Raw genomic sequence first — 21598 nt, forward strand, 5'->3', positions numbered from 1 at the left:
CCCCCACGACAACAATGGGGAAGAGGGATGGCGACGATCAAGGACATGCCCACCCGGACGAACGATCGTTCCAGGGTCCGCATTTTCGCAACGGTCAAGGTGATGCATCAGTCGACGCGCGCGCGCGTCGTCGACCTTTCGCCGACCGGAATGGCCTTCGACGTGGAAAAGCCGATCCAGGCGCTGGCCGGCCAGATGGTGACGGTGGAGAGCGAGGAGCTCGGCCGCCTCACCGGAACGGTGCGCTGGTATTCCAACGGCCGCCTCGGCATCCAGTACAAGCTGTCGACCAATGCGCTGGCGCAGATCACCTCCTATTTCCGCTTCTTCCACGAGGAAGTGCGGCCGGTGCTGCGGCGCTGAAGACTTCCTGTCGCATCCGGAGCTGCCCCTCACCCTAACCCTCTCCCCGCAAGCGGGGAGAGGGGACTTGCCTTGCGGGCGGGCATTGCTTGAGGAAACCGGCACCTCCTGTTTCCTTCGCCCCGCTTGCGGGGAGAAGGTGGCCGGCAGGCCGGATGAGGGGCAGGCTTCAAACATTGAAGGGAAAAGCCCGCATCCTCAACCCGTTTCCCTCCGGCTCAGCCGTCCTTCCTCCACCAGCCAGTCGCGCACGCGGCGGGCGGGGCCGTTGAGCTCGCGCGAGCGGGGCCAGACGACGTAGAAGCCGGCGTCCTGCATGGTGAGGGCATGGCCGCCGACGGGAACGAGCGCGCCGGAGCGCACCTGGCCCTCGATGAGGTGCTGCCAGCCGAGCGCCACGCCTTCGCCCGAAAGCACCGCCTGGATGACCAGCACATAATCGTTGATGGCGAGCCGGCGCGCCTGCGGCGGGTAGCGCACGCCGGCGCTGGCGAACCAGTGAGGCCAGTCGCAGGCCGACCGGACCGGCTCTTCCAGATGGATGAGCGGCAGTTTCAGCAGCGCTTCCGGCGTCTGCGGGTTCCCGTGGCTTTCCACGAAGGCGGGGCTCGCCACGGCGGTGATGACCTCCGGCGCCAGCAGCGCGGCATGGTAGCGCGGCCATTTGCCGGGATCCCCGCCGCGGATGGCGAGCGGGATCGGCTCCTCGTCGAGATCGAGGTCGCGCACGCTGGTCTGGATGCGAAGGTCGATGTCCGGCAGGTCGGCGCGCAGCTTGGCGAGCCGCGGCAGCATCCACATCGAGGCGAAGGCGGTGGAGGCGGCGAGCGTCACGTTCGCCTCGCGCCCCTTGGCGCGGATGTCCTCGGCCGATTTCTGGATGCGCGAGAGGCCGAGCGTCACGTCCGCATGGAAGCGCTCGCCGGCATCCGTCAGTTCCACGGCGCGGTGGACGCGGTGGAAGAGCGCGACGCCGAGCTGTTCCTCCAGGTTGCGCACCGCATAGGAAACGGCCGCCTGCGTCATGCCGAGCTCGTGAGCGGCGCGGGTGAAATTCTGGTGCCGCCCGGCCGCCTCGAAGATGATGAGGCTGGAGGCGGAGGGAAGGAGACGGCGCAGAGTTTCCATAAACTGAGCTTATAGTATCGAAAACTTTTTTCCAGCGTTACAACGTGCGCATTCGCGCCTAGCCTCATCCTGAATTATGGAGGACTTCATGGGTGAGGCAGCAGTGAGCGAAGCGCCGGCAAGGCGGAGCAGGGGCACGCGGCGGGACAATGCGGCAAAGCCTCTGGGCGTGCCCTATATCGTGCGGGGCATCCCGACCTACGACGTGCTGTCGGAGGAGAACCTGCAGAAGGTCGAGCGGACGGCGGACCGCATCCTCGCCGAGGTCGGCATCGAGTTCCGCGACGATCCCGCCGTGCTCGACCACTGGAAGCGGGCCGGTGCGAAGGTCGAGGGCGTCCTGGTGCGCTTCGAGCCCGGCATGCTGCGCGAGATCGTCTCCTCCGCGCCCGCCGAGTTCACCCAATACGCCCGCAATCCGGTAAACAACGTGCAGATCGGCGGGAAGAACGTCGTCTTCTCGCCCGCCTACGGCTCGCCCTTCGTCATGGACCTCGACAAAGGCCGGCGCTACGGCACGCTGGAGGATTTCCGCAACTTCATCAAGCTCGCCCAGTCGAGCCCCTGGCTGCACCATTCCGGCGGCACGATCTGCGAGCCGGTCGACATCCCGGTGAACAAGCGCCACCTCGACATGGTCTACAGCCATATCAGGTATTCCGACCGGCCCTTCATGGGCTCGATCACGGCGGAGGAGCGCGCCGAGGATTCCATCGACATGGCGCGTATCCTGTTCGGCGCCGATTTCGTCGATCGGAACTGCGTCATCCTCGGCAATGTCAACGTCAACTCGCCGCTCGTCTGGGACGGCACGATGACGAAGTCGCTGCGCGCCTATGCCCGCGCCAACCAGGCCGCCGTCATCGTGCCCTTCATCCTCGGTGGCGCGATGGGGCCGGTGACGAATGCCGGCGCCATCGCCCAGTCCTTCGCCGAAACGCTTGCCGGCTGCGCGCTGACGCAGCTCGAAAGGAAGGGCGCGCCGGTCATCTTCGGCAACTTCCTCTCCTCCATGTCGCTGCGCTCGGGCTCGCCCACCTTCGGCACGCCGGAGCCGGCCATCGGCTCCATGGTCGTCGGCCAGCTCGCTCGCCGGCTGAACCTGCCGCTGCGCTGCGCCGGCAACTTCTCCAATTCCAAGCTGCCGGACGGGCAGGCCATGCAGGAGGGGCTGATGTCCATGCTGTCGGCCGTCCATTGCGGGGCCAACTTCATCCTGCATTCGGCCGGCTTCCTCGACGGCCTTCTCTCCATGTCCTACGAGAAGTTCGTGATGGATGCGGATGTCTGCGGCGCGCTGCATTCCTATCTTGCCGGCGTCACGGTGGACGACAATGCGCTGGCGCTCGATGCGTTCCTGGAAGTGGGCCCCGGCCACCATTTCCTCGGCTGCGACCACACGATGCGCAACTACCAGACGGCCTTCTGGGATTCGACGCTCTCCGACAACGAGCCCTTCGAGAAATGGAGCGAGGAGGGCGGCTCGACCGACATGGCCACCCGCGCCAACCGCCAGTGGAAGAAGACGCTCGCCGAATACAAGGCCCCGCCGCTGGACGAGGGCATCGACGAGGCACTTTGCGACTACATGGAGCGTAAGAAGCGGTCGATGGCGGACGCCTGGTATTGACGATGCGTGGGGGTGGACTCACCCCCCTCTGCCCTGCCGGGCATCTCCCCCACAAGGGGGGAGATCGGCCAGAAGCGTGCCCTATGCTTAAACTGCTACGTCAACGATGGGCGAAACATAGCTCCATCCAATCTCCCCCCTTGTGGGGGAGATGTCCGGCAGGACAGAGGGGGGTATCTCGCCCGCGAGCGCACGAAAAACCCGGCAGCGCAGGGGACGCTGCCGGGCGGAGGTCAGAGGGGTTGGCCGGGTTATTCGGCCGGCTGGGTCGTGGCCGGGGCCGTGCCCGTGGTCGTCGACGAGGTGGTCGCGTTGTCGACCGGGGCGTTGGCCTGGCGTTCGGCGACCTGCTGCGCCTTGGTCTTGAATTCCGGCGCTGCCTGCAGGCTTTCGGCGGTCTCGGTCGTCGTCAGCTTGACGTCGTCGGAGTCCGGGACCTGCGTGATCGAGATCGTGTCGAACGGCACGGCCACCCACTTTTCGCCGATGCCCAGGAAGCCGCCGACACCGATGACGGCTGCGGTGATGCCGCCATCCTTCTCCATGATCAGGTCGGAGATCTTGCCGATGCTTTCGTCGGCGCTGTTGTAGACCGCCTGGCCGATATAGGTGTTGGCGCTGATCTGGTCGTCGGTCTGGGCCGTCAGATAGCTTTCACCGGCGGCCGGAGCCTGCGCGGTATCCTCGCTCGGCGTTGCGGGGGTCTGCGCCGTGTCCGTATTGTCGGTGCCGGTTGCCGGCGTCTGGGCCGTATCCGTGTTGTCCGTGCCGGTGGCCGGGGTCTGCGCGGTGTCTTCGCTCGGCGTTGCCGCATCGGGGTTTGCGGCGGTATCGCCCGGCGTGGTGCCGGTGGCGGCGTCACCGTTCATCGGCTGCTGGTCCATGGTCTGGGTCTGGGCCGGCTGGGTATTGTCCTGCGCATAAGCTGCCGGAGCAATGGCCGCGCCCAGGAAAAGTGCACCAGCGGCAACGGAAGTGAGAAATTTATTGGTCATCGTGAACCTGCCTTTCGTCTCGTTGGCATCAAGGCGCGGCGCGGTTTCGAATACCTGTTCCGCGCCGGCTGATGGACAAGGAACGATGTCCCCCCGGTTTGGTTCCGATGAAAATTGCCCTCTTTTTGATGACAGCCATGCAGGAGAGGCGGTTCAGAGCGCGAATTTCGGCTCGAACCGCCCCTTGACCGCAATGCCGAGCTCGAAGGTCTTGCCGGCATCCGGGTCGGCGCGGCGGGCCGCCGCGTCCATGTCCTGCCAGGCGGAGGTGACGAGCAGCCGGTCGGCCTTCGGCCCGATGAAGGCCGGGCAGCTCGATTGCGTGGCCGGCACGGCGTAGCGGGCGATCTTCGTGCCGTCCGGCCGGTAGACCTCGACGGCGCCGATGCCCCAGCGGGCGTTCCAGATGAGCCCGTCCGCATCGCAGACCGCCCCGTCCACGTCTCCCGGCGTGCCGCTCTCGTCGCTGAGCACCTGCGGGTCCCCGGTCGGAAGGCCGGTCGCAGGATCGAGCGCCACGCGCATCAGCAGGTTGAGGGCCGAATCGGTGAAGTAGCCCGTGCCGCCGTCCGGCGAGAAGCAGATGGCGTTCGGGATGGTGATGCCGGAATAGAGCTCCGTCACCCGCTCGCCTGCGACATGGTAGATCGCGCCGGCATTCTTTTCCGCCCCGCGGCCCATCGTGCTCGCCCAGAGCGCGCCGGAGGGGTGCACGCGCCCGTCGTTGGAGCGGTTCTGCGGCTTGTCCTCGAGCTTGGCGAAGGGCGTCAGCCGGCCGTCCGCGACATGCCGGACGAAGAGCCCCTGGTCGGAGACGATCAACTGGCGCTCCGCGTCGATGACGGCGAGCACGCTGCCGAGGAAGGGCAGGTCGTGCACGGCTTTGGTCATGGTCGCAAGGTGAAGCTCATGCAGCTTCTGCCCGCGGATGTCGAACCAGAAGGCCTTGCCGCTTGCGGGGTCGTAGCTCGGGCCTTCGCCGAGCTGGCAGTCGGTCTCGCAGAGGATGCGGCCGGTAAAGGCGTGGGTTTCGATCATCGGGAAACTCCATAGACGGCATCGTAGGCTTCGATCGTGGCCTTGGCGCGGGCGCGCACGTCCGCCCCGCTCATGCCCGGCTTGTAGAGGCTGGAGCCGAGGCCGAAGCTGCGCAGGCCGATGGCGGCATAGTCGGCGAAGTTCCTGTCGGAAACGCCGCCGACGGCGGCGATCTCCAGCTCGGCCGGCAGCACGGCGCGGATCGCCTGGATGCCGGACGGGCCGAGCACGCTCGCCGGGAAGAATTTGAGGCCCGTCGCGCCGGCCTTCGCGGCGGCAAGCGCCTCGGTGGGCGTGAAGACGCCGGGCATCGTCACCATGCCCTTGGCCGCGGCCGTGGAAATCACGTCCGGCTCGACATTCGGGCTCACCATCAGCCGGCCGCCGACATCGGCAAGGCGGTTGACATGGTCCACCGTCAGCACGGTGCCCGCGCCGATCAGGCAGTTCTCCGGCGCCATCTTCACCGCGATCTCGATGGACCTGAACGGTTCGGGCGAATTCAGCGGGATCTCGATGGCGGTGAAGCCGGTCTCGATCAGCGCGCCGACGACCTCCTCGGTCTCGCCCGGCTTGAGGCCGCGCAGGATGGCGATCAGCGGATAGGTCATGGGGGGGAAGGGAATGCGGCTCATGTTCGTTTCCTTAGAGGGACCAGAGCGCCCTGGCGCCCGCGGCAAGGCCGTTGCGAACGGCGGTATCGGCATCGATGACGGTGGCGGAAAGGCCGGCGGCGGAAAGCGCCTCCTTATAGAGTGCGCCGAGCCCGCCGGAAACGACGAGCGCGACCGGCGTGCCTTCGGCGACGAGCGAGAGGGCGCCGGCGATCTCCAGCCCGATCAGCGTGCCGGAAAGGCGGGCCTTGGCGTCTTCCGGCGAGAGCCCGGCGATCAGCGCACCTGCGCGCACGGAAAAGAGCTGGCTGGTGGCGAGCGCCGGATTTTCGACCATGCGCGCGACCGCCGCGCGGAAGGCGGCATTGTCGCCGGAGATCGCCCCGGCATCTGCGATGGAATGGCTGAGGATCGTGTGCCTGGCGATCGCCTCGAAGAGCTCGCCCGTCATGAAGGTGGAAAAGCCCGCGACCCGGCTGCCGGAAAGGCGCACCCATTTGCTGTGCGTGCCGGGCATGCAGACGAGGTGGTCTCCGCCGCCGAGCGCGGATGCGGCGCCGAGAAGCTGCGTTTCCTCGCCGCGCATGACGTCGGGGGCGGCGGCGTCCCGCTGGGCAAGGCCGGGCAGGATGCGGATATCCGCCTTGCTGCCGGGAACGCGCACGGCGGCGGCGGGAATGTCGGCGAGCGCTGCGGGCGTATCGAGATAGCCGGCCTCGACCCAGCCCTGCTTGGCCCCGGCCATGCCGCAGATGAGGACCGGCAGGCCGGCGGGCGCGGCGACGGCGGCAAGGTGGCTTTCCAGCACGGCGGCAAAGCCGGTACGGGCGGCGGTCGTCATGCCTTCGCCGCTGCGGCGCTCGGCGACGACATTGCCGTCCCGGCCGATCAGCCAGAGGCGGAAGCTGGAGGTTCCCCAGTCGACAGCCACATAGGCGGCTTCGCGGGCGGTATCGGTCATCAGAGCATGCCTCCATCGACGATGAGCGTTTGTGCGGTGATGGCGGCGGAAGCCTCCGACGCCAGGAAAAGGCAGGGGCCGGCCATGTCCTCGGCGACGAGCGAGCGCTTGAGGCATTGCCGGGCGATGCCGCCGGCCATCGCCGCCTCGTCGATCCACAGGCGCTTCTGCCGCTCGGTCAGCACCATGCCGGGCAGGATGGCGTTGACGCGGATATTGTCCGGCCCGAGCCTGCCGGCGAGCGACTTGGTGAGGCCGATGATGCCGGCCTTGGCTGCCGCATAGCCCGGAAGCTCGCCCATGTTGAGAAGATAGGCGATGGAGGAGAAGTTGACGATCGCGCCGCCCCCGCCTTCGCGCATGTGCGGCACGACGGCCTGCGCGGCGAAGAAATGGTGGCGGAGATTGACCGCCTGGTTCTCGTCCCAATAGTCCGGCTGGACGGTTTCGAGATCGTGCCGGTCGTCGCGCGCCGCATTGTTGACGAGGACGCGAATGCCGCCGAGCAGGCCTGCCGCTTCCTCCACGGCCGCGCGCAGGGTGGCGATGTCGCGCAGATCGACCCTTCTATAATGGGGAAGGTGCTCGACCTTGCCTTCCAGCTCCGAGACCAGCGTGCGGCTTTCCGCCTCGGCGATGTCGAGGAAGGCGACGCGCGCGCCCTCGGCGGCAAAGGCGCGCACCAGCGCCGCGCCGATGCCCGAGCCGCCGCCGGTGACGAGCACGCCCTGTCCTGCAAGGTCCGGATACCGGCCGGCCATCGCAATCCTCCCAGAATGTTCCAATATGTGGAACCGAGTTTGATTATTCGGAATTATTCCGCTAGGATGCGAGCCCTGTCAAGCAAAAGGGGCCTGCGGTGACGATACGGCAGCGGGAAGACGAGGATGGCGGCACCGGCACGCTCGGCAAGGCGATGGCCGTGCTGGAGGCGGTGGCGCTCGCCGAAGGGCCGATGCGCTTCACCGACGTGCTTTCCCTCAGCGGCCAGCCGCGCGGCACGCTGCACCGCCAGCTCTCCCATCTCGTGCAGGAAGGGCTCCTGGAACTCAACGCCGACCATGCCTATGTGCCGGGCCTTCGCCTCCTCAAGCTCGCCTCGGCGAGCTGGGCCCGCAACGAATTTCGCATGGTCGCCGCGCCCTTCCTGGAGGCGCTGCACCGGGAGACGGGCGAGACCGTGCATCTCGGCGTCCTGCGCGGGCGCGAGATCATCTATCTCGACAAGGTGGAAAGCCGGCAGGCCGTGCGCATGAACTCGCAGATCGGCAATGCCTCGCCCGTCTATTGCACCGGCGTCGGCAAGGCCGCGCTCTCCGCGCTGTCCGGCCCCGCGCTCGATACGATCCTGGCGGGCATCGAATATCGCCGCTTCACGCCGGCGACGATCACCGACCGGGCCGGGCTCCTCGCCGAGCTCGAGGCGATCCGCCGGTCGGGCGTCGCTTTCGACCGGGAGGAGCACGAGCCCGGCATCCGCTGCGTGGCCGCGCCCGTCTTCGATGCGGAACGCGCGCTCGCCGCAGGCGTTTCCGTCACGGGGCCCGCCTACCGGGTCGGCGAGGAGAGGCTGGACGGATGGGCGCCGCTGGTGCGCGATACCGCCCGCGCCATCACCGCGGAACTCTCGGCAAGGCTCGGCCCGCAACGATAAGTCGAGCTTACTTATGCATTCATGATCGCGAGGTTGTCTTATGAGGGCAATTTACGGTAAATTAGAAAATCGCGCTGGACGTGGGAAAGGGGCGTCATTAGCTTCCCTTTCGACCGGCCTGGAGCTGCGTCGCCGCCCGCGACTTGAGGCGCGGTACTTCGAACATACTTGCATTGGGATACGGGGGTTCCTGAGGCAAGCAGTGCATTGCGCCGGCAGGGGCTGCCGCGTCTTGCGTGCGTGCTGAAGGAAGATGGATATGGCGGATCGATTCTATACGGCGTCTGCACAGTCCCGCGGCTGGGGCGCGAGCCCGGTCGTCCCGGGTACCGAGGACGACATTGCCGAAACGCTGGGCGGTCTTGCCGCCCGCTTCGGGTTCCGCGGCTATCTGCTGATCACCGTCCCCTCCGAGACCTCGACCGATTTCTCCTCCAACGTCCTGCTCACCTCCTGGCCGGACGATATGCTCAAGACCTACGACCATGCCGGCCTCATCTTCGGCAGTCCGGTCATCGAGCGGCTGCGCCAGAGCACCAATCCCTTCGTCTACGACGCCGAGCGCACGAACCGCCGCCGCGCCGACGGCAAGGCGACGATCGCCGCCGATCTCTTCGAGCGGCACGGCCTGTCGCGCGGGGCCTATTTCCCGGCGCACAACTCGGCCGGCCAGCGCGGCGCGCTCGCCTTCGGCGGCATGCGCGAGGCGCTGAACCCGCGCGAGATGGCCGAGCTCAACGCCGTTGCCAACCGCGCCTTCACCGAGATCCTGGAGCACCGCGCCGGGCGCCGGCAGCACGTCTCGCTGTCGCGCCGCGAGATCGAGTGCCTGTCCTGGGCCTCGGCCGGCAAGACCAGCGTGGAGATGTCGGAAATCCTCGGCCTTTCGGAATATACGGTCAATCATTACCTCAACCGCGCCACGCGCAAGCTCGACGCGGTCAACCGGGTTCAGGCGGTCGCCAAGGCGATCCGCGCCGGACTTTTGAACTAATGCATATTCACCGCGTTGTTTTTCAGGAATTCATATGGCTCTGCTCCGATTGCACGAGGCGAAGACGACGGAAGGCGGGATATGATGACGCCTGACGAGACCAGCAGCGGCGAAAACCAGCTTCAGGACGAAGGCGCGGAGATCGCCGCCCTCGAAACGCAGTTCGATATCGTGCGCTACATGCGGCGCAAGTGCGAGGAATACGGCCTCAAATACTTCATCGTCTTCACGCTGCCTGGCTTCGAGGCGGAAAAGCTGTCGGCCTATTCCGTCGTCAGCAACTGGCCGCAGGAGATCCTTGCCAAGTACGACGCGCTGCGCATGGTGCGCCACAGCGCCGGCATCCGCAAATTGCGCCTGACCACGGTGCCCTTCTCCTACGACATGCGCGAATGGATCGGCGAATCCTCCGAGCAGGCGGATTTCAGCGAAGTGCTCGACCTGATGAACAGCCACGGCATGCTCATCGGCCATTTCTTCCCGGTGCACGACGCCCTCGGCAACCGCGGCGCGGTCGTCTGGGGCGGGGAAAGCCCGACGCTCGGCCGCGACGACCGGCTGATGCTGCAGATGATCTCCGTCCATCTCTTCAACCGGCTGGCCGAGATCGGCGCGGCCTGGAAGTCGGGCCAGGTGGTGCTGACCGACCGCGAGATCCAGTGCCTGAGCTGGACGGCCGCGGGCAAGACCAGCCTGGAGATCGCCGAAATCCTCGGCCTCTCCGAGCACACGGTCAACCACTACCTCAACCAGGTCACCCGCAAGCTGGAGGCGGTCAACCGCACCCAGGCCGTCGTCAAGGCCATCCGCCGCGGGCTCATCGCCTGATCGAAGTTCCATGCTCTGCCGCAAAGCCGCTGCCTCTCGTCGCAGGTAAATTCGTTTGGCGGCGGCTTCGCCGTGCACTATCTACGGGAAGAAGCGGCCGGCATGGCCGCTATAGGGTTTCGAGGGTTTCATGACGGACGTAAGCAAGGAACAGGTGCTGGAACGGCTGCGCACGGTGCGCGGGCCGGACATGGACGGCAACATCGTCGATCTGGGGCTGGTCTCCGACGTCTTCATCTCAGACGGCAAGGCCTATTTCTCCATCACCGTGCCGGCCGAGCGCGCCCGTGAGCTCGATCCGATGCGCGCCGCCGCCGAGCGCGTCGTCAAGGAAATCCCCGGCATCACGGCGGCCATGGTGGCGCTGACGGCGGACAAGCGCTCCGCCTCCGGCCCCGCCGCCGCCCGCGCGCCCGCGCCCCCGCCGCCCGGCCGTAGCGCCCCGCAGGGCCATGCCGGCCATGCCCACGGCGCACCGGGCGGAGCGCCGCAGCGCGCCAAGGCCGGCATTCCGGGCGTCGGCGCCATCATCGCGGTCGCCTCCGGCAAGGGCGGCGTCGGCAAGTCCACCACGGCGGTGAACCTCGCGCTGGCGCTCAAGGCGAACGGCCTTCGCGTCGGCGTGCTCGATGCGGATATCTACGGCCCCTCCATGCCGCGGCTCCTCAAGATCTCCGGCCGGCCGCAGCAGCTCGAGGGCCGCACGATCAAGCCGATGGAGAACTACGGCATCAAGGTCATGTCCATGGGCTTCCTCGTCGACGAGGAGGTGGCGATGATCTGGCGCGGGCCGATGATCCAGTCGGCGCTCCTGCAGATGCTGCGCGAGGTCGCCTGGGGCGATCTCGACGTGCTCGTCGTCGACATGCCGCCGGGCACGGGCGACGCCCAGCTCACCATGGCCCAGCAGGTGCCGCTTGCCGGCGCCGTCATCGTCTCCACCCCGCAGGACCTTGCCCTCATCGACGCGCGCAAGGGCCTCAACATGTTCTCGAAGGTCGAGGTGCCGGTGCTCGGCATCGTCGAGAACATGAGCTATTTCATCGCTCCGGATACCGGCAACCGCTACGACATCTTCGGCCATGGCGGCGCACGCAAGGAAGCCGAGCGCATCGGCGTGCCCTTCCTCGGCGAGGTGCCGCTGACCATGGACATCCGCGAGACCTCGGACGCCGGCACCCCCGTCGTCGTCTCCAACCCGGACGGTGCGGCCGCCAAGGTCTACCGCGAGATCGCCACCCGCGTCTGGCAGGAGCTGGAAACGCTGAAGGGCAAGGGCGAGCGCGGCGCGCCGGCGATCGTGTTCGAGTAGGCGTTCTTCCTCCGAACACCCCCCTCTGCCCTGCCGGGCATCTCCCCCACAAGGGGGGAGATCGGCTTGGGGCGAGGCGGTGCCACGATTCAATCTCCCCACCTGTGGGGGAGATGGCCGGCAGGCCAGAGGGGGGTAAGCCACCCGGCACGCCGTCAACACCCCAAAAACAAGAGGCCCTTGATTTTTATAGTGCGTTGCGCAATATCGCGCGCCTGCCGCCCGGCGGTGTTTAACCAGGAGTAAGCGCGATGGTCCGTTGCGGAGCCATTCGCCGGTGATCACGGTTTTCCGTCCCAACGGCGAGGCGCGCAGCCTGCCGACGAACGACGATTCCGCCGCCGCCGAGGCGCTGGCCGGGGCCGTGTGGGTCGATCTCCTGGAGCCGACCGAGGAGGACGAGGCGCTGATCGAGCGCGTGCTTTCCCTCGACGTGCCGACCCGCGACGAGCTCAAGGACATCGAGCCGTCGAGCCGCCTCTATACCGACGAGAAAGCCGCCTACATGACGGCCTCGCTGATGGTGAAGGCCGAAAGCGACCTGCCGCACCTCACCGACATCGCCTTCATCCTCACCGACGGCAAGCTCCTGACCGTGCGCTATGCCGAGCCGCGCTCCTTTGCGCTCTTCAAGGCCGGCATGCACCGCATCCCCGGCGGCTGTTCCTCGCCGACCGTGATGATCACGCGGCTTCTGGAGACCATCGCCGACCGCACCGCCGAGATCCTCGAAATCGCCGTGGCGCGCGCCGACCGGCTCTCCCTCGAAGTGTTCGGCGAGAACCGCCACCTGTCCCGCCGCCCGCCGCGCTATCTGGAAGACCGCGTCGTGCAGGTCTCGGCCCTTCACCGCCTGCTCGCCAAGACGCGCGACAGCCTCATGTCGCTGTCGCGGCTCCTGACCTTCCTGCACGGCCTGCCGGCGCTCCAGTCCGACCGCGAGAGCCTGGAGCTCTGCCGTGCGGTGACGCGCGACGTGCAGTCGCTGTCCGAGCACGCGAACTTCGTCGCCGGCAACATCACCTTCCTGCTCGACGCCTCGCTCGGCCTCATCAACCTCGAGCAGAACGCCATCATCAAGATCTTCTCGATCGCCTCCGTCGTGCTGCTTCCGCCGACGCTGATCGCCTCCATCTACGGCATGAACTTCGAGTTCATGCCCGAGCTGCACGTCCCCTTCGCCTATCCGGTGACGCTCGGCGCGATGGTCCTGTCGGCGGTTCTTCCCTTCTATTTCTTCCGCTGGAAAGGCTGGCTCTAGGCCGGATCGCTCCCATGCAAGCACCGCAGGCCCATAGCCGGGCGCGTACGCTGTTCCTTCTCGCCCTCGGTTCCGTCGGCGTCGTCTATGGCGACATCGGCACGAGCCCGCTCTATGCCTTCCGCGAGGCGCTGCGGCCCGTGGCCGGCGACGGCCTCCAGCGCACCGAGGTGGTCGGCCTCATCTCGCTGATGATCTGGACGCTGACGATCATCGTCACGCTGAAATACGTGCTCTTCCTCCTGCGCGCCGACAACCACGGGGAGGGCGGCACGCTCTCGCTTCTGGCGCTGCTGACGAAGACGGCCGGCAAGCGCACCACCGTCCTCTTCTTCCTCGCCGCGGCAGGCGCGGCGCTCTTCATCGGCGATGCCATGATCACGCCGGCCCTGTCGGTGCTCTCGGCCGTCGAGGGCCTGAAGCTGGTGACGCCGACGCTCGCCGACTATGTCGTGCCCATCTCCGTCGTCATCATGGTCATGCTCTTTGCCGTCCAGTCGCTCGGCACGGCCGCGGTCTCGAAGTTCTTCGGGCCGGTCACCGCCGTCTGGTTCCTCGTCATGGGCCTCGGCGGCATCGAGCATATCAGCGACGACCTCGCCATCTTCTCCGCCTTCAATCCCTGGTATGCCGTGCTCTTTATGGTCAACGAGGGCTATGTCGGCCTCGTCGTCCTCGGCGCGGTGTTCCTGACGGTGACGGGCGCCGAAGCGCTTTACGCGGACCTCGGCCATTTCGGCCGCCGGCCGATCCAGTGGGCCTGGTTCTGTCTCGTCTTCCCGGCGCTGACGCTGAACTATCTCGGGCAGGGCGCCTTCGTGCTCGCCCATCCGGAGGCGGTCGACAACCCGTTCTTCCTGATGTTCCCCAAATGGGCGCTGCTGCCCGTCGTCGTCCTGGCGACGGCCGCCACCATCATCGCCAGCCAGGCGGTGATCACCGGCGCCTTCTCGCTGACCCGCCAGGCGATCCATCTCGGCTTCCTGCCGCGCATGGAGATCTTCCACACCTCCGAGACCCAGACCGGCCAGATCTACCTGCCCGGCGTCAACACGGTGCTGCTCTTCGGCGTGATGGTGCTCGTCTTCATCTTCGGCTCCTCCGAGGCGCTGGCGACCGCCTACGGCATCTCCGTCACCGGCGCGATGGTGGTGACGACCGTCCTCGCCTTCGAGTTCCTGCGCATCCGCTGGCGCTGGCGGCCGCTTGCGGCCGCCGCCGCGCTCGCCCCGCTCTTCCTCCTGGAACTCACCTTCCTCGGCGCCAACCTCCTCAAGGTGCACGACGGCGGCTACGTGCCGGTGACGATCGCCGGCGGCGTCGTCATCCTGATGTGGACCTGGACGCGCGGCACGCGCATCCTGCGCGAGAAGACGCGCCGCACGGAGGTGCCGCTGCCGGCCTTCGTCAAGTCGGTGGAAAAGGAGAGCGCCCATGCCCCGGTCAAGGTCGCCGGCACGGCGATCTTCCTCACCAGCGACCCGGATTTCGCGCCGGCCGCGCTCCTGCACAACCTCAAGCACAACCACGTCCTGCACGAGCAGAACTTCATCCTGACGGTGAAGACCGCCAACACGCCGCGCGTCATCCCCGCCGAGCGCTTCGCGGTGGAGAAGATCTCCGAGCGTTTCGCGCGCATAGAAATGCGCTTCGGCTTCATGGAGACGCAGAACGTTTCCCAGGCGCTCGGCCTCCTGCGCAAGGCCGGGCACAAGTTCGACATCATGTCGACCTCGTTCTATCTCGGCCGCCGCAAGCTGGTGCCCGATGCGCAATCCGGCATGCCCATGTGGCAGGACCGCCTGTTCATCGCGCTCGCCGACCTTGCGGCCGACCCGTCCGATTACTTCCGCCTGCCGACCAACCGCGTGGTCGAACTCGGCTCGCACGTCGTCATCTGACGCCGCCTCCCCATTTGCCGGCCGCCGGCATTAACCAACCATCAAGGTTAATGCTTCATTTTAGCCTGAGAACGAGCCGTTCAAGGCCCGTGCCTCGGCGCGGCAGGCTCCCATACGATCTTATCCGGGCAGGACGACACGCCGGCATGCGTCGGCGCGAGGGGCCTGCGCATGCGTGGAAGTGCGGAGTAAACAGTTGCGTAAGCGTAGCGTTCGTCATGCCCGGGCAGGCCGTTTTCCCTTTCTCGCCGCCCTGAAACGGGAATGGAAACTTCCCCTCGCGCTCGGCCTCGGCCTCGTCGCGATCCTTCCCACCCAATCGGCCCGCACAGACCTTGCCGCCTATCTCGCCGGCATCAACCGCAAGGGCGGCAACGAGACGATGGTGCTCACCCGCTCGCCCGCCGGCTCGGTGCACGAGGTCGAGATCGCCTTCGCCGACGCCATGACGACGGGCGGCATCGAGGGCGGGGCGGGCGTGGAGCTGCCGGACGGCCGCACGGCGGCGCTGCGCAGCGAAAGCAAGGGCAAGGGCGGCACGCCCGACGAGGACCGCGTCAACCGGCGCGACAAGAAGGGGCGCATCGTGGCGGTGCTGCCCGTGACGCCGCCGAAGGGCTTTGCCGCCGGCTCCATCCTGGAGCGCACCAGCTCGCTCCTCTCGCCCCTCTTCGACAGCGGCGAGCGCATGGCCTTCGCCCGGCCGAAGATCAAGGGCAAGGAGATCGAGATCGCCACCGCCTTCTACAAGAAGAAGCCGGTCCATGCGGACGACGGCGTCTCGCCGATGATCGCAAGCCTCGTCACCAACGAGACCGCCGACGTGCTGGCGACCGCCTATGCCCGCGTCGAGCCGGACTATGCCCGCGAATCCCCCTTCGATTCCATCCTGAAGCCGAAGAAGGAGGCGGGCCGCTTTATTCCGGACATCTCGCCCGAGGACCATGCCTGGGCCGCAAGCGTGCTGCCGGCGGAGGTGTTCACCGCCAGGGAGCAGAAGTGCCTTGCCGAGGCCATCTACTTCGAGGCGCGCGGCGAACAGCCGAGGGGCCAGGCCGCGGTGGCGCAGGTTGTGCTCAACCGCGTGCGCAACCCCGCCTATCCCAACACGATCTGCGGCGTCGTCTACCAGAACGAGCATATGCGCGGGCGCTGCCAGTTCTCGTTCGCCTGCGACCGCATTCCCGATCTCATCCTCTCGCCGTGGAACTGGAAGACCGCCAAGGAGATCGCCATGGCCGTGACGGCCGGCAAGATCTGGCTCGACGACGTGGGCTCGGCGACGCACTACCACGCCACCTACGTGAACCCGCCGTGGGGCCGCACGATGCAGCGCGTCTCCAAGATCGGCAAGCACATCTTCTACCGCACCTATGGCGGCGGCTGGAGCTGACGGGCGGCAAGCCCGCCCCTGCGCGGTGCGGTGAGTCCGCCCCGCGGCGCGCGCGATTCCCGGGCGGAGAGTCGCACCCTGACGCGCGATTCACGATAATCTATTGATTTTATTTGATTTATTTGCAGTCGCGCAAAGCTCTGCCACGCCTTGACTATGCAGGCACCTAAAACTATGTTGCGCCCGACTTCGAAAGGGGTCGGAATTGGCTTGAATCCTAGCCTTCAATATGTCCGCAATGGGGCGAAAGCACCGCCGGAAAGAATGTGAGGATGCCATGACCGATCAGCAAAAGGGAAGTCTGGAAGACCGGCTGAAGCGCCTGGACGCGGAACTCGCGGAGAAGCGCAGGACGGACGGGGCGGAAGAAGCCGCCGAGACGCGGGCAGCCGAGAGCCGGACGGGCTATGCGGTCGCCATGAAGCTCTCGAGCGAGTTCGTCGCCGCCGTCATCGTCGGGGCGCTTCTGGGCTATCTTTTGGACCATTTTGCGGGTACAGGGCCGTGGGGGATGATCGCACTCCTGCTCCTCGGTTTCGGTGCCGGCGTTCTGAACGTCATGCGCGCGGCCGGCATGGTGGCATCGCCCCACCCGGTCGACAGGCTGGCGGGGCGGGACGGAAGTAAGACGAAGGACGGCGCCTGACGGCGCGGTCTCAATTAGGGTGACTTCCGCCGCAAGGCGGGCAAGCGAGAGAGATACACGGTGTCAAACGATCCGACCCACCAGTTCCTGGTCAACAAGATTGTTCCGATCGAGATCGGCGGTATCGATTTCTCGTTCACCAATTCCTCGCTGTTCATGGTCGCGACGGTCGCGGTCGCCGCGGGCTTCCTCTACTTCACGACCTCCCAGCGCGGCCTCGTTCCGAGCCGCCTGCAGTCGGTCTCCGAAATGTCCTACGAGTTCGTCGCATCGATGCTGCGGGACGGGGCGGGCAGCCACGGGATGAAGTTCTTCCCGTTCGTCTTCTCGCTCTTCATGTTCGTGCTGACGGCGAACCTCATCGGCATGGTGCCCTATTTCTTCACGGTCACCAGCCAGATCATCGTCACCTTCACGCTGGCCCTGCTCGTCATCGGCACGGTCATCTTCTACGGTTTCTTCAAGCACGGCTTCGGCTTCCTGAAGCTCTTCGTGCCGTCCGGCGTTCCCGGCGCGCTCCTGCCGCTGGTCGTCTCGATCGAGGTCATCTCGTTCCTCTCGCGTCCGATCAGCCTGTCGATCCGTCTTTTCGCCAACATGCTGGCCGGCCACATCACGCTTAAGGTCTTCGCAGGCTTCGTCGCCTCGCTGGGCGCGTTCGGCGCCATCGGCGTCGCCGGCTCGATCCTGCCCCTTCTCATGACCGTCGCCCTGACGGGTCTCGAATTCCTCGTGTCGTTCCTGCAGGCCTATGTCTTCGCAGTCCTGACATGCATGTACCTCAACGATGCCCTGCATCCGGGTGGTCACTAGGAAACAGTCGCCGGCGCCCACGGGCGTCGCTTAAAAGCCGCAACAACCCATTCAAGGAGTTCAACATGGAAGCGGAAGCAGCAAAGTTCATCGGCGCAGGTCTTGCCACGTTCGGTCTCGCCGGCACGGCCCTCGGCCTCGGCAACATCTTCGGCAGCTACCTCTCCGGTGCTCTGCGCAACCCGTCTGCTGCCGACAGCCAGTTCGGCCGTCTCGTATTCGGCTTCGCCGTTACGGAAGCTCTGGGCATCTTCTCGCTGCTCATCGCTCTCCTTCTCCTCTTCGCCGTCTGATATCGGCCGAGGACCGGACCATGGCCCTTCGGGCCGTGGTCCATCGTACGCTTGAGTACATGATTGTGAATGCCCCCTGGAGGTGAGCATGTCCGTGACCCCGGCGTCGGCCGAGTCCACCCCTTTCGAAATCGCCCAGGCGGAAACCCCTGCGGACACGCATGCGGCGCAGCCGGCGGGCGAAGTGCACACCGAGACGGGTGTGGCACACGGTGAAGAGCACGCCTCCGGCGTCTTCCCGCCTTTCGACCAGACCACGTTCGCATCGCAGGTCCTGTGGCTGGCGATCACCTTCGGTCTTTTCTATCTTCTCATGTCGAAGCTCGTCATTCCGCGTATCGGCGGCATTCTCGAGACGCGCCATGACCGCATCGCGCAGGACCTCGACGAGGCCTCCCGCCTGAAGGCGGAAGCGGACGCCGCCATCGCCTCCTACGAGCAGGAACTGGCCTCCGCTCGCGCCAAGGGCAACGCGATCGCCTCGACCGCCCGCGACGAAGCCAAGGCCAAGGCCGATGCCGAGCGCGCCAAGATCGAAGCCTCGCTGCAGGACAAGATCGCCGGCGCAGAGGCCCGCATCGCCGAGATCAAGGCCAAGGCGCTTGCCGATGTCGGCACGATCGCCGAGGACACGACCGGCGCGCTCGTCGAGCAGCTGATCGGCGCCAAGGCCACCAAGGCCGAAGTCGCTTCGGCCGTGAAGACGGCCGCAGGCGAATAAGGAGGTTCCCATGGCATTCGACGCAACATTCTTCGCCTTCGTCGGCTTCCTCCTGTTCCTTGCCCTCATCGCCTATCTCAAGGTGCCGGGCATGATGGCCAAGGGTCTCGACGCACGCGCGGAAAAGATCCAGAACGAACTGGCCGAGGCCAAGCGCCTGCGCGAGGAGGCCCAGCACCTGCTGGCCGAATACCAGCGCAAGCGCAAGGATGCCGAGGCGGAAGCCGCAAGCATCGTCGCCGCCGCCGAACGCGAGGCGAGCGCCCTGACCGCCGACGCCAAGCAGAAGACGGAAGAATACGTCACCCGCCGCACGGCGCTCTCCGAGCAGAAGATCAAGCAGGCGGAAGCCGACGCGATCAACGCCGTGCGCGCCGCCGCCGTCGACCTTGCCGTCGCCGCCGCCGAGAAGGTCATCGCCGCCAAGGCCGATGCCGCGACCGGCAAGGCGCTCTTCGACAACGCGATCAGCGAAGTGAAGGCCCGCCTCAACTAAGCGGCGCCCTCATCGGACGATTTGAAAAAGGCCGGAGCGATCCGGCCTTTTTTGCGTCTGCGGGGAGCACGTACCGGATGGCGTGGATCCTCGGGTCAAACCCGAGGATGACGGTGGGGAGGCGAGGATGACGGTGGGGAGGGGATGTTTGCAGACCCATTCAAGGATACGGCATGCGGAACCCTTGCCTAGGTTCGCCTTCCCTCCCTTCCATCGTCATCCTCGGGCTTGACCCGAGGATCCACGCCCTGCGGCACGCCGTCGCCGCACCTCACTCCTGCCGCAGCGGCCGGAAGCTCATGCGGTGCAGGCGACAGGGCCCAATCGCCTCGATCGCCCGCCGGTGCACCTCGGTGGCGTAGCCGGCGTGGACGGCGAAGCCGTAGCCCGGGAAGGTGGCGTCGGCGCGGGCCATCATGCGGTCGCGCATCACCTTGGCGACGATGGAGGCGGCGGCGACGGAGAGCGAGCGGGCATCGCCCTTGACGACGGCGCGGCCCTCGCAGGCAAGGCCCGGCGGAACGTCGCGCCCGTCGGCGAGCACCAGCTTCGGCGCGACCTCCAGCCCCGCCACGGCCCGGCGCATGGCATCGAGGCTCGCCTTGCGGATATCGATGATGTCGATTCGCCGCGACGAGCTGGACGCGACGGAGACGAAGGCGCTCTGCATGATGAGGGCAAAGAGCGCCTCGCGCCGCGCGGCGCTGAGCTGCTTGGAATCGTTGAGGCCGGGCGGGATATTCTCCGGGTCGAGCACCACGGCGGCGGCGACGACGGGGCCGGCGAGCGGCCCGCGGCCTGCCTCGTCCGTGCCGGCGACCGGCCAGATCCCGTGCTTGCGGGCGGCAAGCTCCATGGAGAAATCCGGCCCTTCGGGCAGGTCGAAAAGAAGGCGGGAATCGGAGGATGCGGGACGGGACATGCGGCGAACCTCGCACATCCATCCGATTCCCTGCAAGTCCTCCGGCAGGAGGCGGATGCCGGAGGAACGCCGGTCAGCGCGGGGAAGCGGACCGGAGATAGGGGCCGGGCGACGTCGCCCGGCCGATCTCATAATGCGGCGCGGCAGGAAGCCGCCGCTGCGGCTTTATAGCAGCGAGAGCTGCACGCCGCTGCCCGACGGCGGCACGAACTGGTCGACGGCGAGATTGCGGCGCGTGCGCGTCAGCTCCAGCCGCTTGGAGGCCATCTCGAAGCGGCGGGCGATCTGCCAGGCATAGGGGCCGGCGCCCTTCATGCGTTTGCCGAACTCGGCGTCGTAATCCTTGCCGCCGCGCATGGAGCGCACCAGCGACATGACGTGGCGGTAGCGGTCGGGATAGTTGCGCAGCAGCCAGTCGCGGAAGAGGGGGCTCACCTCCAGCGGCAGGCGCAGGAGCACGTAGCTTGCCTCCAGCGCCCCGGCCGCCTTGCCCGAATCCAGCACCCGCTCGATCTCGTGGTCGTTGAGGCCGGGAATGATCGGCGCCATCATGACGGCGGTCGGGATGCCCGCCTCCGAGAGCGCGCGGATCGCCTCCAGCCGGCGCGGCGGCGTGGCGGCGCGCGGCTCCATGGTGCGGGCGAGCTTGCGGTCGAGCGTGGTGACGGAAAGGCCGACCCAGGCAAGCCCGCGCGCCGCCATGCGCGAGAGGATGTCGATGTCGCGCATGACGAGCGCCGACTTGGTGACGATGGAGACCGGATGGTTCGCCTTGTCCAGCACCTCGAGGATCTGGCGCATGATCCGCCATTCCTTCTCGATCGGCTGGTAGGGGTCGGTATTGGTGCCGATGGCGATGACGCGCGGCTTGTAGCCGGGCCTGGAAAGCTCCCGCTCCAGCAGCTTCGGCGCATCGGGCTTGGCAAACAGCTTCGCCTCGAAATCGAGGCCGGCGGACAGGCCCATGAAGGCATGGGTCGGCCGGGCGAAACAATAGATGCAGCCGTGCTCGCAGCCGCGGTAGGGGTTGATCGAGCGGTCGAAGGGAATGTCGGGCGATTCGTTGCGGGTGATGATGGCGCGCGGCTTTTCCACCTGCACTTCCGTGCGGAAGGGCGGCAGGTCCTCCAGCGTCTGCCAGCCGTCGTCGAACCCCTCGCGCGTCAGCGGCTCGAACCGGCCGGTGAAGTTCAGCCCGGCGCCCCGGCCGCGCCGGCGCTCCGTATCGACGCGCAGGCCCGTCTCGGCCAGCAACGCTTCGGCAACGTCCTTCGCATGGCCGGGCGCAAGCGCGCCCTGCCTGAGGCTTACAAGATCGTTCATGGCTGTCTCCGACGGGGCCATCCGCCCCGATTCAATGACTATATTCCTATCGCCGGAATGAGAACATTGCAAGAACAAAATTGGAGGGGCTTCTCGTGGAAGGCGCGGAAAACGGTATACGCCGCTTTGCCCCTCACCCTAACCCTCTCCCCGCAAGCGGGGCGAGGGGACGTGCCTGACGAGCAGATATTGTTTGAGGAAGCCGGCGCAACATACCCCTTCGCCCCGCTTGCGGGGAGAGCGACTGTCTTTGTGGTCAAGCGTTTTTCCATGGTTTACCGTCGCGGATGATTGCGTTGAGGATGGTGAGGA

22 protein-coding genes are annotated in these 21598 nt (G+C 66.7%); 14 read left to right on the plus strand and 8 right to left on the minus strand.

Translation table 11 applies throughout. From position 1 onward, the window contains the following. Nucleotides 1–27 precede the first annotated feature (27 nt). Nucleotides 28–363: a PilZ domain-containing protein gene (locus HNQ66_RS21315; RefSeq protein WP_184146549.1), complete on the plus strand. Its 336-nt coding sequence runs from the start codon at nt 28–30 to the stop codon at nt 361–363. A gap of 198 nt (nt 364–561) precedes the next feature. Here the strand turns inward: HNQ66_RS21315 and HNQ66_RS21320 are convergent, their stop codons facing one another. After that, nucleotides 562–1491, minus strand: coding sequence for a LysR substrate-binding domain-containing protein (locus HNQ66_RS21320; protein WP_184146551.1), 930 nt, complete (start codon nt 1489–1491; stop codon nt 562–564). A gap of 88 nt (nt 1492–1579) precedes the next feature. Here HNQ66_RS21320 and HNQ66_RS21325 point away from each other — a divergent pair, with 88 nt between their 5' ends. Further along, nucleotides 1580–3121, plus strand: coding sequence for a trimethylamine methyltransferase family protein (locus HNQ66_RS21325; protein WP_380780849.1), 1542 nt, complete (start codon nt 1580–1582; stop codon nt 3119–3121). Nucleotides 3122–3372: 251 nt separating this feature from the next. Here HNQ66_RS21325 and HNQ66_RS21330 read toward each other — a convergent pair whose 3' ends face one another. The 5 genes from HNQ66_RS21330 to HNQ66_RS21350 form a co-directional block, all read right to left on the minus strand. After that, nucleotides 3373–4116, minus strand: coding sequence for a PRC-barrel domain-containing protein (locus HNQ66_RS21330; protein WP_184146555.1), 744 nt, complete (start codon nt 4114–4116; stop codon nt 3373–3375). Between the two features lie 153 nt (nt 4117–4269). Beyond that, the gene (locus HNQ66_RS21335; protein ID WP_184146557.1) at nt 4270–5154 is read right to left on the minus strand and encodes an SMP-30/gluconolactonase/LRE family protein; all 885 of its coding nucleotides are present in this window, start codon (nt 5152–5154) and stop codon (nt 4270–4272) included. Next, nucleotides 5151–5789 (minus strand): 2-dehydro-3-deoxy-6-phosphogalactonate aldolase, encoded by a 639-nt coding sequence (locus HNQ66_RS21340; RefSeq protein WP_184146559.1) that lies wholly within the window; start codon nt 5787–5789, stop codon nt 5151–5153. The genes HNQ66_RS21335 and HNQ66_RS21340 overlap by 4 nt, the downstream gene beginning before the upstream one ends. A gap of 10 nt (nt 5790–5799) precedes the next feature. Continuing rightward, nucleotides 5800–6729: a 2-dehydro-3-deoxygalactonokinase gene (locus HNQ66_RS21345; protein ID WP_184146561.1), complete on the minus strand. Its 930-nt coding sequence runs from the start codon at nt 6727–6729 to the stop codon at nt 5800–5802. Beyond that, the gene (locus HNQ66_RS21350) at nt 6729–7490 is read right to left on the minus strand and encodes an SDR family NAD(P)-dependent oxidoreductase (RefSeq protein ID WP_184146563.1); all 762 of its coding nucleotides are present in this window, start codon (nt 7488–7490) and stop codon (nt 6729–6731) included. Before HNQ66_RS21350 ends, HNQ66_RS21345 begins: the two co-directional genes overlap by 1 nt. 155 nt (nt 7491–7645) lie before the next feature. Here HNQ66_RS21350 and HNQ66_RS21355 point away from each other — a divergent pair, with 155 nt between their 5' ends. From HNQ66_RS21355 to HNQ66_RS21410, 12 genes are all read left to right on the plus strand, one after another. Then, nucleotides 7646–8383, plus strand: a complete 738-nt coding sequence (locus HNQ66_RS21355; protein ID WP_184146591.1) for an IclR family transcriptional regulator — start codon at nt 7646–7648, stop codon at nt 8381–8383. A gap of 259 nt (nt 8384–8642) precedes the next feature. Next, nucleotides 8643–9377: a helix-turn-helix transcriptional regulator gene (locus tag HNQ66_RS21360; RefSeq protein WP_184146565.1), complete on the plus strand. Its 735-nt coding sequence runs from the start codon at nt 8643–8645 to the stop codon at nt 9375–9377. A gap of 81 nt (nt 9378–9458) precedes the next feature. After that, entirely contained in the window at nt 9459–10205 is a 747-nt protein-coding gene (locus HNQ66_RS21365; protein ID WP_184146567.1) for a helix-turn-helix transcriptional regulator, read from the plus strand. A 130-nt stretch (nt 10206–10335) separates the two neighbouring features. After that, complete coding sequence (gene apbC, locus HNQ66_RS21370) at nt 10336–11517, plus strand: iron-sulfur cluster carrier protein ApbC (RefSeq protein WP_184146569.1); 1182 nt, start codon at nt 10336–10338, stop codon at nt 11515–11517. Nucleotides 11518–11794: 277 nt separating this feature from the next. Next, the gene (locus HNQ66_RS21375) at nt 11795–12778 is read left to right on the plus strand and encodes a CorA family divalent cation transporter (RefSeq protein ID WP_184146571.1); all 984 of its coding nucleotides are present in this window, start codon (nt 11795–11797) and stop codon (nt 12776–12778) included. Nucleotides 12779–12792: 14 nt separating this feature from the next. Next, the gene (locus tag HNQ66_RS21380; RefSeq protein ID WP_184146573.1) at nt 12793–14679 is read left to right on the plus strand and encodes a potassium transporter Kup; all 1887 of its coding nucleotides are present in this window, start codon (nt 12793–12795) and stop codon (nt 14677–14679) included. A gap of 304 nt (nt 14680–14983) precedes the next feature. After that, nucleotides 14984–16072: a cell wall hydrolase gene (locus HNQ66_RS21385; protein ID WP_380780865.1), complete on the plus strand. Its 1089-nt coding sequence runs from the start codon at nt 14984–14986 to the stop codon at nt 16070–16072. 277 nt (nt 16073–16349) lie between these two features. Then, the gene (locus HNQ66_RS21390) at nt 16350–16718 is read left to right on the plus strand and encodes an AtpZ/AtpI family protein (RefSeq protein WP_184146575.1); all 369 of its coding nucleotides are present in this window, start codon (nt 16350–16352) and stop codon (nt 16716–16718) included. Nucleotides 16719–16778: 60 nt separating this feature from the next. Beyond that, complete coding sequence (locus tag HNQ66_RS21395; RefSeq protein ID WP_184146577.1) at nt 16779–17531, plus strand: F0F1 ATP synthase subunit A; 753 nt, start codon at nt 16779–16781, stop codon at nt 17529–17531. A 65-nt stretch (nt 17532–17596) separates the two neighbouring features. Continuing rightward, nucleotides 17597–17824 carry a F0F1 ATP synthase subunit C gene (locus HNQ66_RS21400; RefSeq protein ID WP_160861648.1) on the plus strand — a complete coding sequence of 76 codons (228 nt, stop codon included), beginning with the start codon at nt 17597–17599 and terminating at the stop codon, nt 17822–17824. An 88-nt stretch (nt 17825–17912) separates the two neighbouring features. Beyond that, a complete protein-coding gene (locus HNQ66_RS21405) occupies nt 17913–18545 on the plus strand; it encodes a F0F1 ATP synthase subunit B (protein ID WP_184146579.1) in 633 nt (210 codons plus the stop codon). 10 nt (nt 18546–18555) lie between these two features. Further along, on the plus strand, nt 18556–19041 hold the full coding sequence (locus HNQ66_RS21410; protein ID WP_184146581.1) for a F0F1 ATP synthase subunit B: 486 nt from the start codon (nt 18556–18558) through the stop codon (nt 19039–19041). A 271-nt stretch (nt 19042–19312) separates the two neighbouring features. Here HNQ66_RS21410 and HNQ66_RS21415 read toward each other — a convergent pair whose 3' ends face one another. After that, nucleotides 19313–19981, minus strand: a complete 669-nt coding sequence (locus HNQ66_RS21415; RefSeq protein ID WP_184146583.1) for a ribonuclease HII — start codon at nt 19979–19981, stop codon at nt 19313–19315. Nucleotides 19982–20128: 147 nt separating this feature from the next. Continuing rightward, a complete protein-coding gene (locus tag HNQ66_RS21420; RefSeq protein ID WP_184146585.1) occupies nt 20129–21286 on the minus strand; it encodes a PA0069 family radical SAM protein in 1158 nt (385 codons plus the stop codon). Between the last annotated feature and the right edge of the window lie 312 nt (nt 21287–21598).

The sequence above is a fragment of the Shinella fusca genome, from assembly GCF_014203155.1.
Classification (GTDB): domain Bacteria; phylum Pseudomonadota; class Alphaproteobacteria; order Rhizobiales; family Rhizobiaceae; genus Shinella; species Shinella fusca.

What these genes read in the sequence shown, in the direction of transcription:
- HNQ66_RS21315 (WP_184146549.1), top strand. Translation starts at nt 28, where the DNA reads ATGGCGACGATCAAGGACATGCCCACCCGGACGAACGATCGTTCCAGG.
- HNQ66_RS21320 (WP_184146551.1), bottom strand. Translation starts at nt 1,491, where the DNA reads ATGGAAACTCTGCGCCGTCTCCTTCCCTCCGCCTCCAGCCTCATCATC.
- HNQ66_RS21325 (WP_380780849.1), top strand. Translation starts at nt 1,580, where the DNA reads ATGGGTGAGGCAGCAGTGAGCGAAGCGCCGGCAAGGCGGAGCAGGGGC.
- HNQ66_RS21330 (WP_184146555.1), bottom strand. Translation starts at nt 4,116, where the DNA reads ATGACCAATAAATTTCTCACTTCCGTTGCCGCTGGTGCACTTTTCCTG.
- HNQ66_RS21335 (WP_184146557.1), bottom strand. Translation starts at nt 5,154, where the DNA reads ATGATCGAAACCCACGCCTTTACCGGCCGCATCCTCTGCGAGACCGAC.
- HNQ66_RS21340 (WP_184146559.1), bottom strand. Translation starts at nt 5,789, where the DNA reads ATGAGCCGCATTCCCTTCCCCCCCATGACCTATCCGCTGATCGCCATC.
- HNQ66_RS21345 (WP_184146561.1), bottom strand. Translation starts at nt 6,729, where the DNA reads ATGACCGATACCGCCCGCGAAGCCGCCTATGTGGCTGTCGACTGGGGA.
- HNQ66_RS21350 (WP_184146563.1), bottom strand. Translation starts at nt 7,490, where the DNA reads ATGGCCGGCCGGTATCCGGACCTTGCAGGACAGGGCGTGCTCGTCACC.
- HNQ66_RS21355 (WP_184146591.1), top strand. Translation starts at nt 7,646, where the DNA reads ATGGCCGTGCTGGAGGCGGTGGCGCTCGCCGAAGGGCCGATGCGCTTC.
- HNQ66_RS21360 (WP_184146565.1), top strand. Translation starts at nt 8,643, where the DNA reads ATGGCGGATCGATTCTATACGGCGTCTGCACAGTCCCGCGGCTGGGGC.
- HNQ66_RS21365 (WP_184146567.1), top strand. Translation starts at nt 9,459, where the DNA reads ATGATGACGCCTGACGAGACCAGCAGCGGCGAAAACCAGCTTCAGGAC.
- apbC (WP_184146569.1), top strand. Translation starts at nt 10,336, where the DNA reads ATGACGGACGTAAGCAAGGAACAGGTGCTGGAACGGCTGCGCACGGTG.
- HNQ66_RS21380 (WP_184146573.1), top strand. Translation starts at nt 12,793, where the DNA reads ATGCAAGCACCGCAGGCCCATAGCCGGGCGCGTACGCTGTTCCTTCTC.
- HNQ66_RS21390 (WP_184146575.1), top strand. Translation starts at nt 16,350, where the DNA reads ATGACCGATCAGCAAAAGGGAAGTCTGGAAGACCGGCTGAAGCGCCTG.
- HNQ66_RS21400 (WP_160861648.1), top strand. Translation starts at nt 17,597, where the DNA reads ATGGAAGCGGAAGCAGCAAAGTTCATCGGCGCAGGTCTTGCCACGTTC.
- HNQ66_RS21405 (WP_184146579.1), top strand. Translation starts at nt 17,913, where the DNA reads ATGTCCGTGACCCCGGCGTCGGCCGAGTCCACCCCTTTCGAAATCGCC.
- HNQ66_RS21410 (WP_184146581.1), top strand. Translation starts at nt 18,556, where the DNA reads ATGGCATTCGACGCAACATTCTTCGCCTTCGTCGGCTTCCTCCTGTTC.
- HNQ66_RS21415 (WP_184146583.1), bottom strand. Translation starts at nt 19,981, where the DNA reads ATGTGCGAGGTTCGCCGCATGTCCCGTCCCGCATCCTCCGATTCCCGC.
- HNQ66_RS21420 (WP_184146585.1), bottom strand. Translation starts at nt 21,286, where the DNA reads ATGAACGATCTTGTAAGCCTCAGGCAGGGCGCGCTTGCGCCCGGCCAT.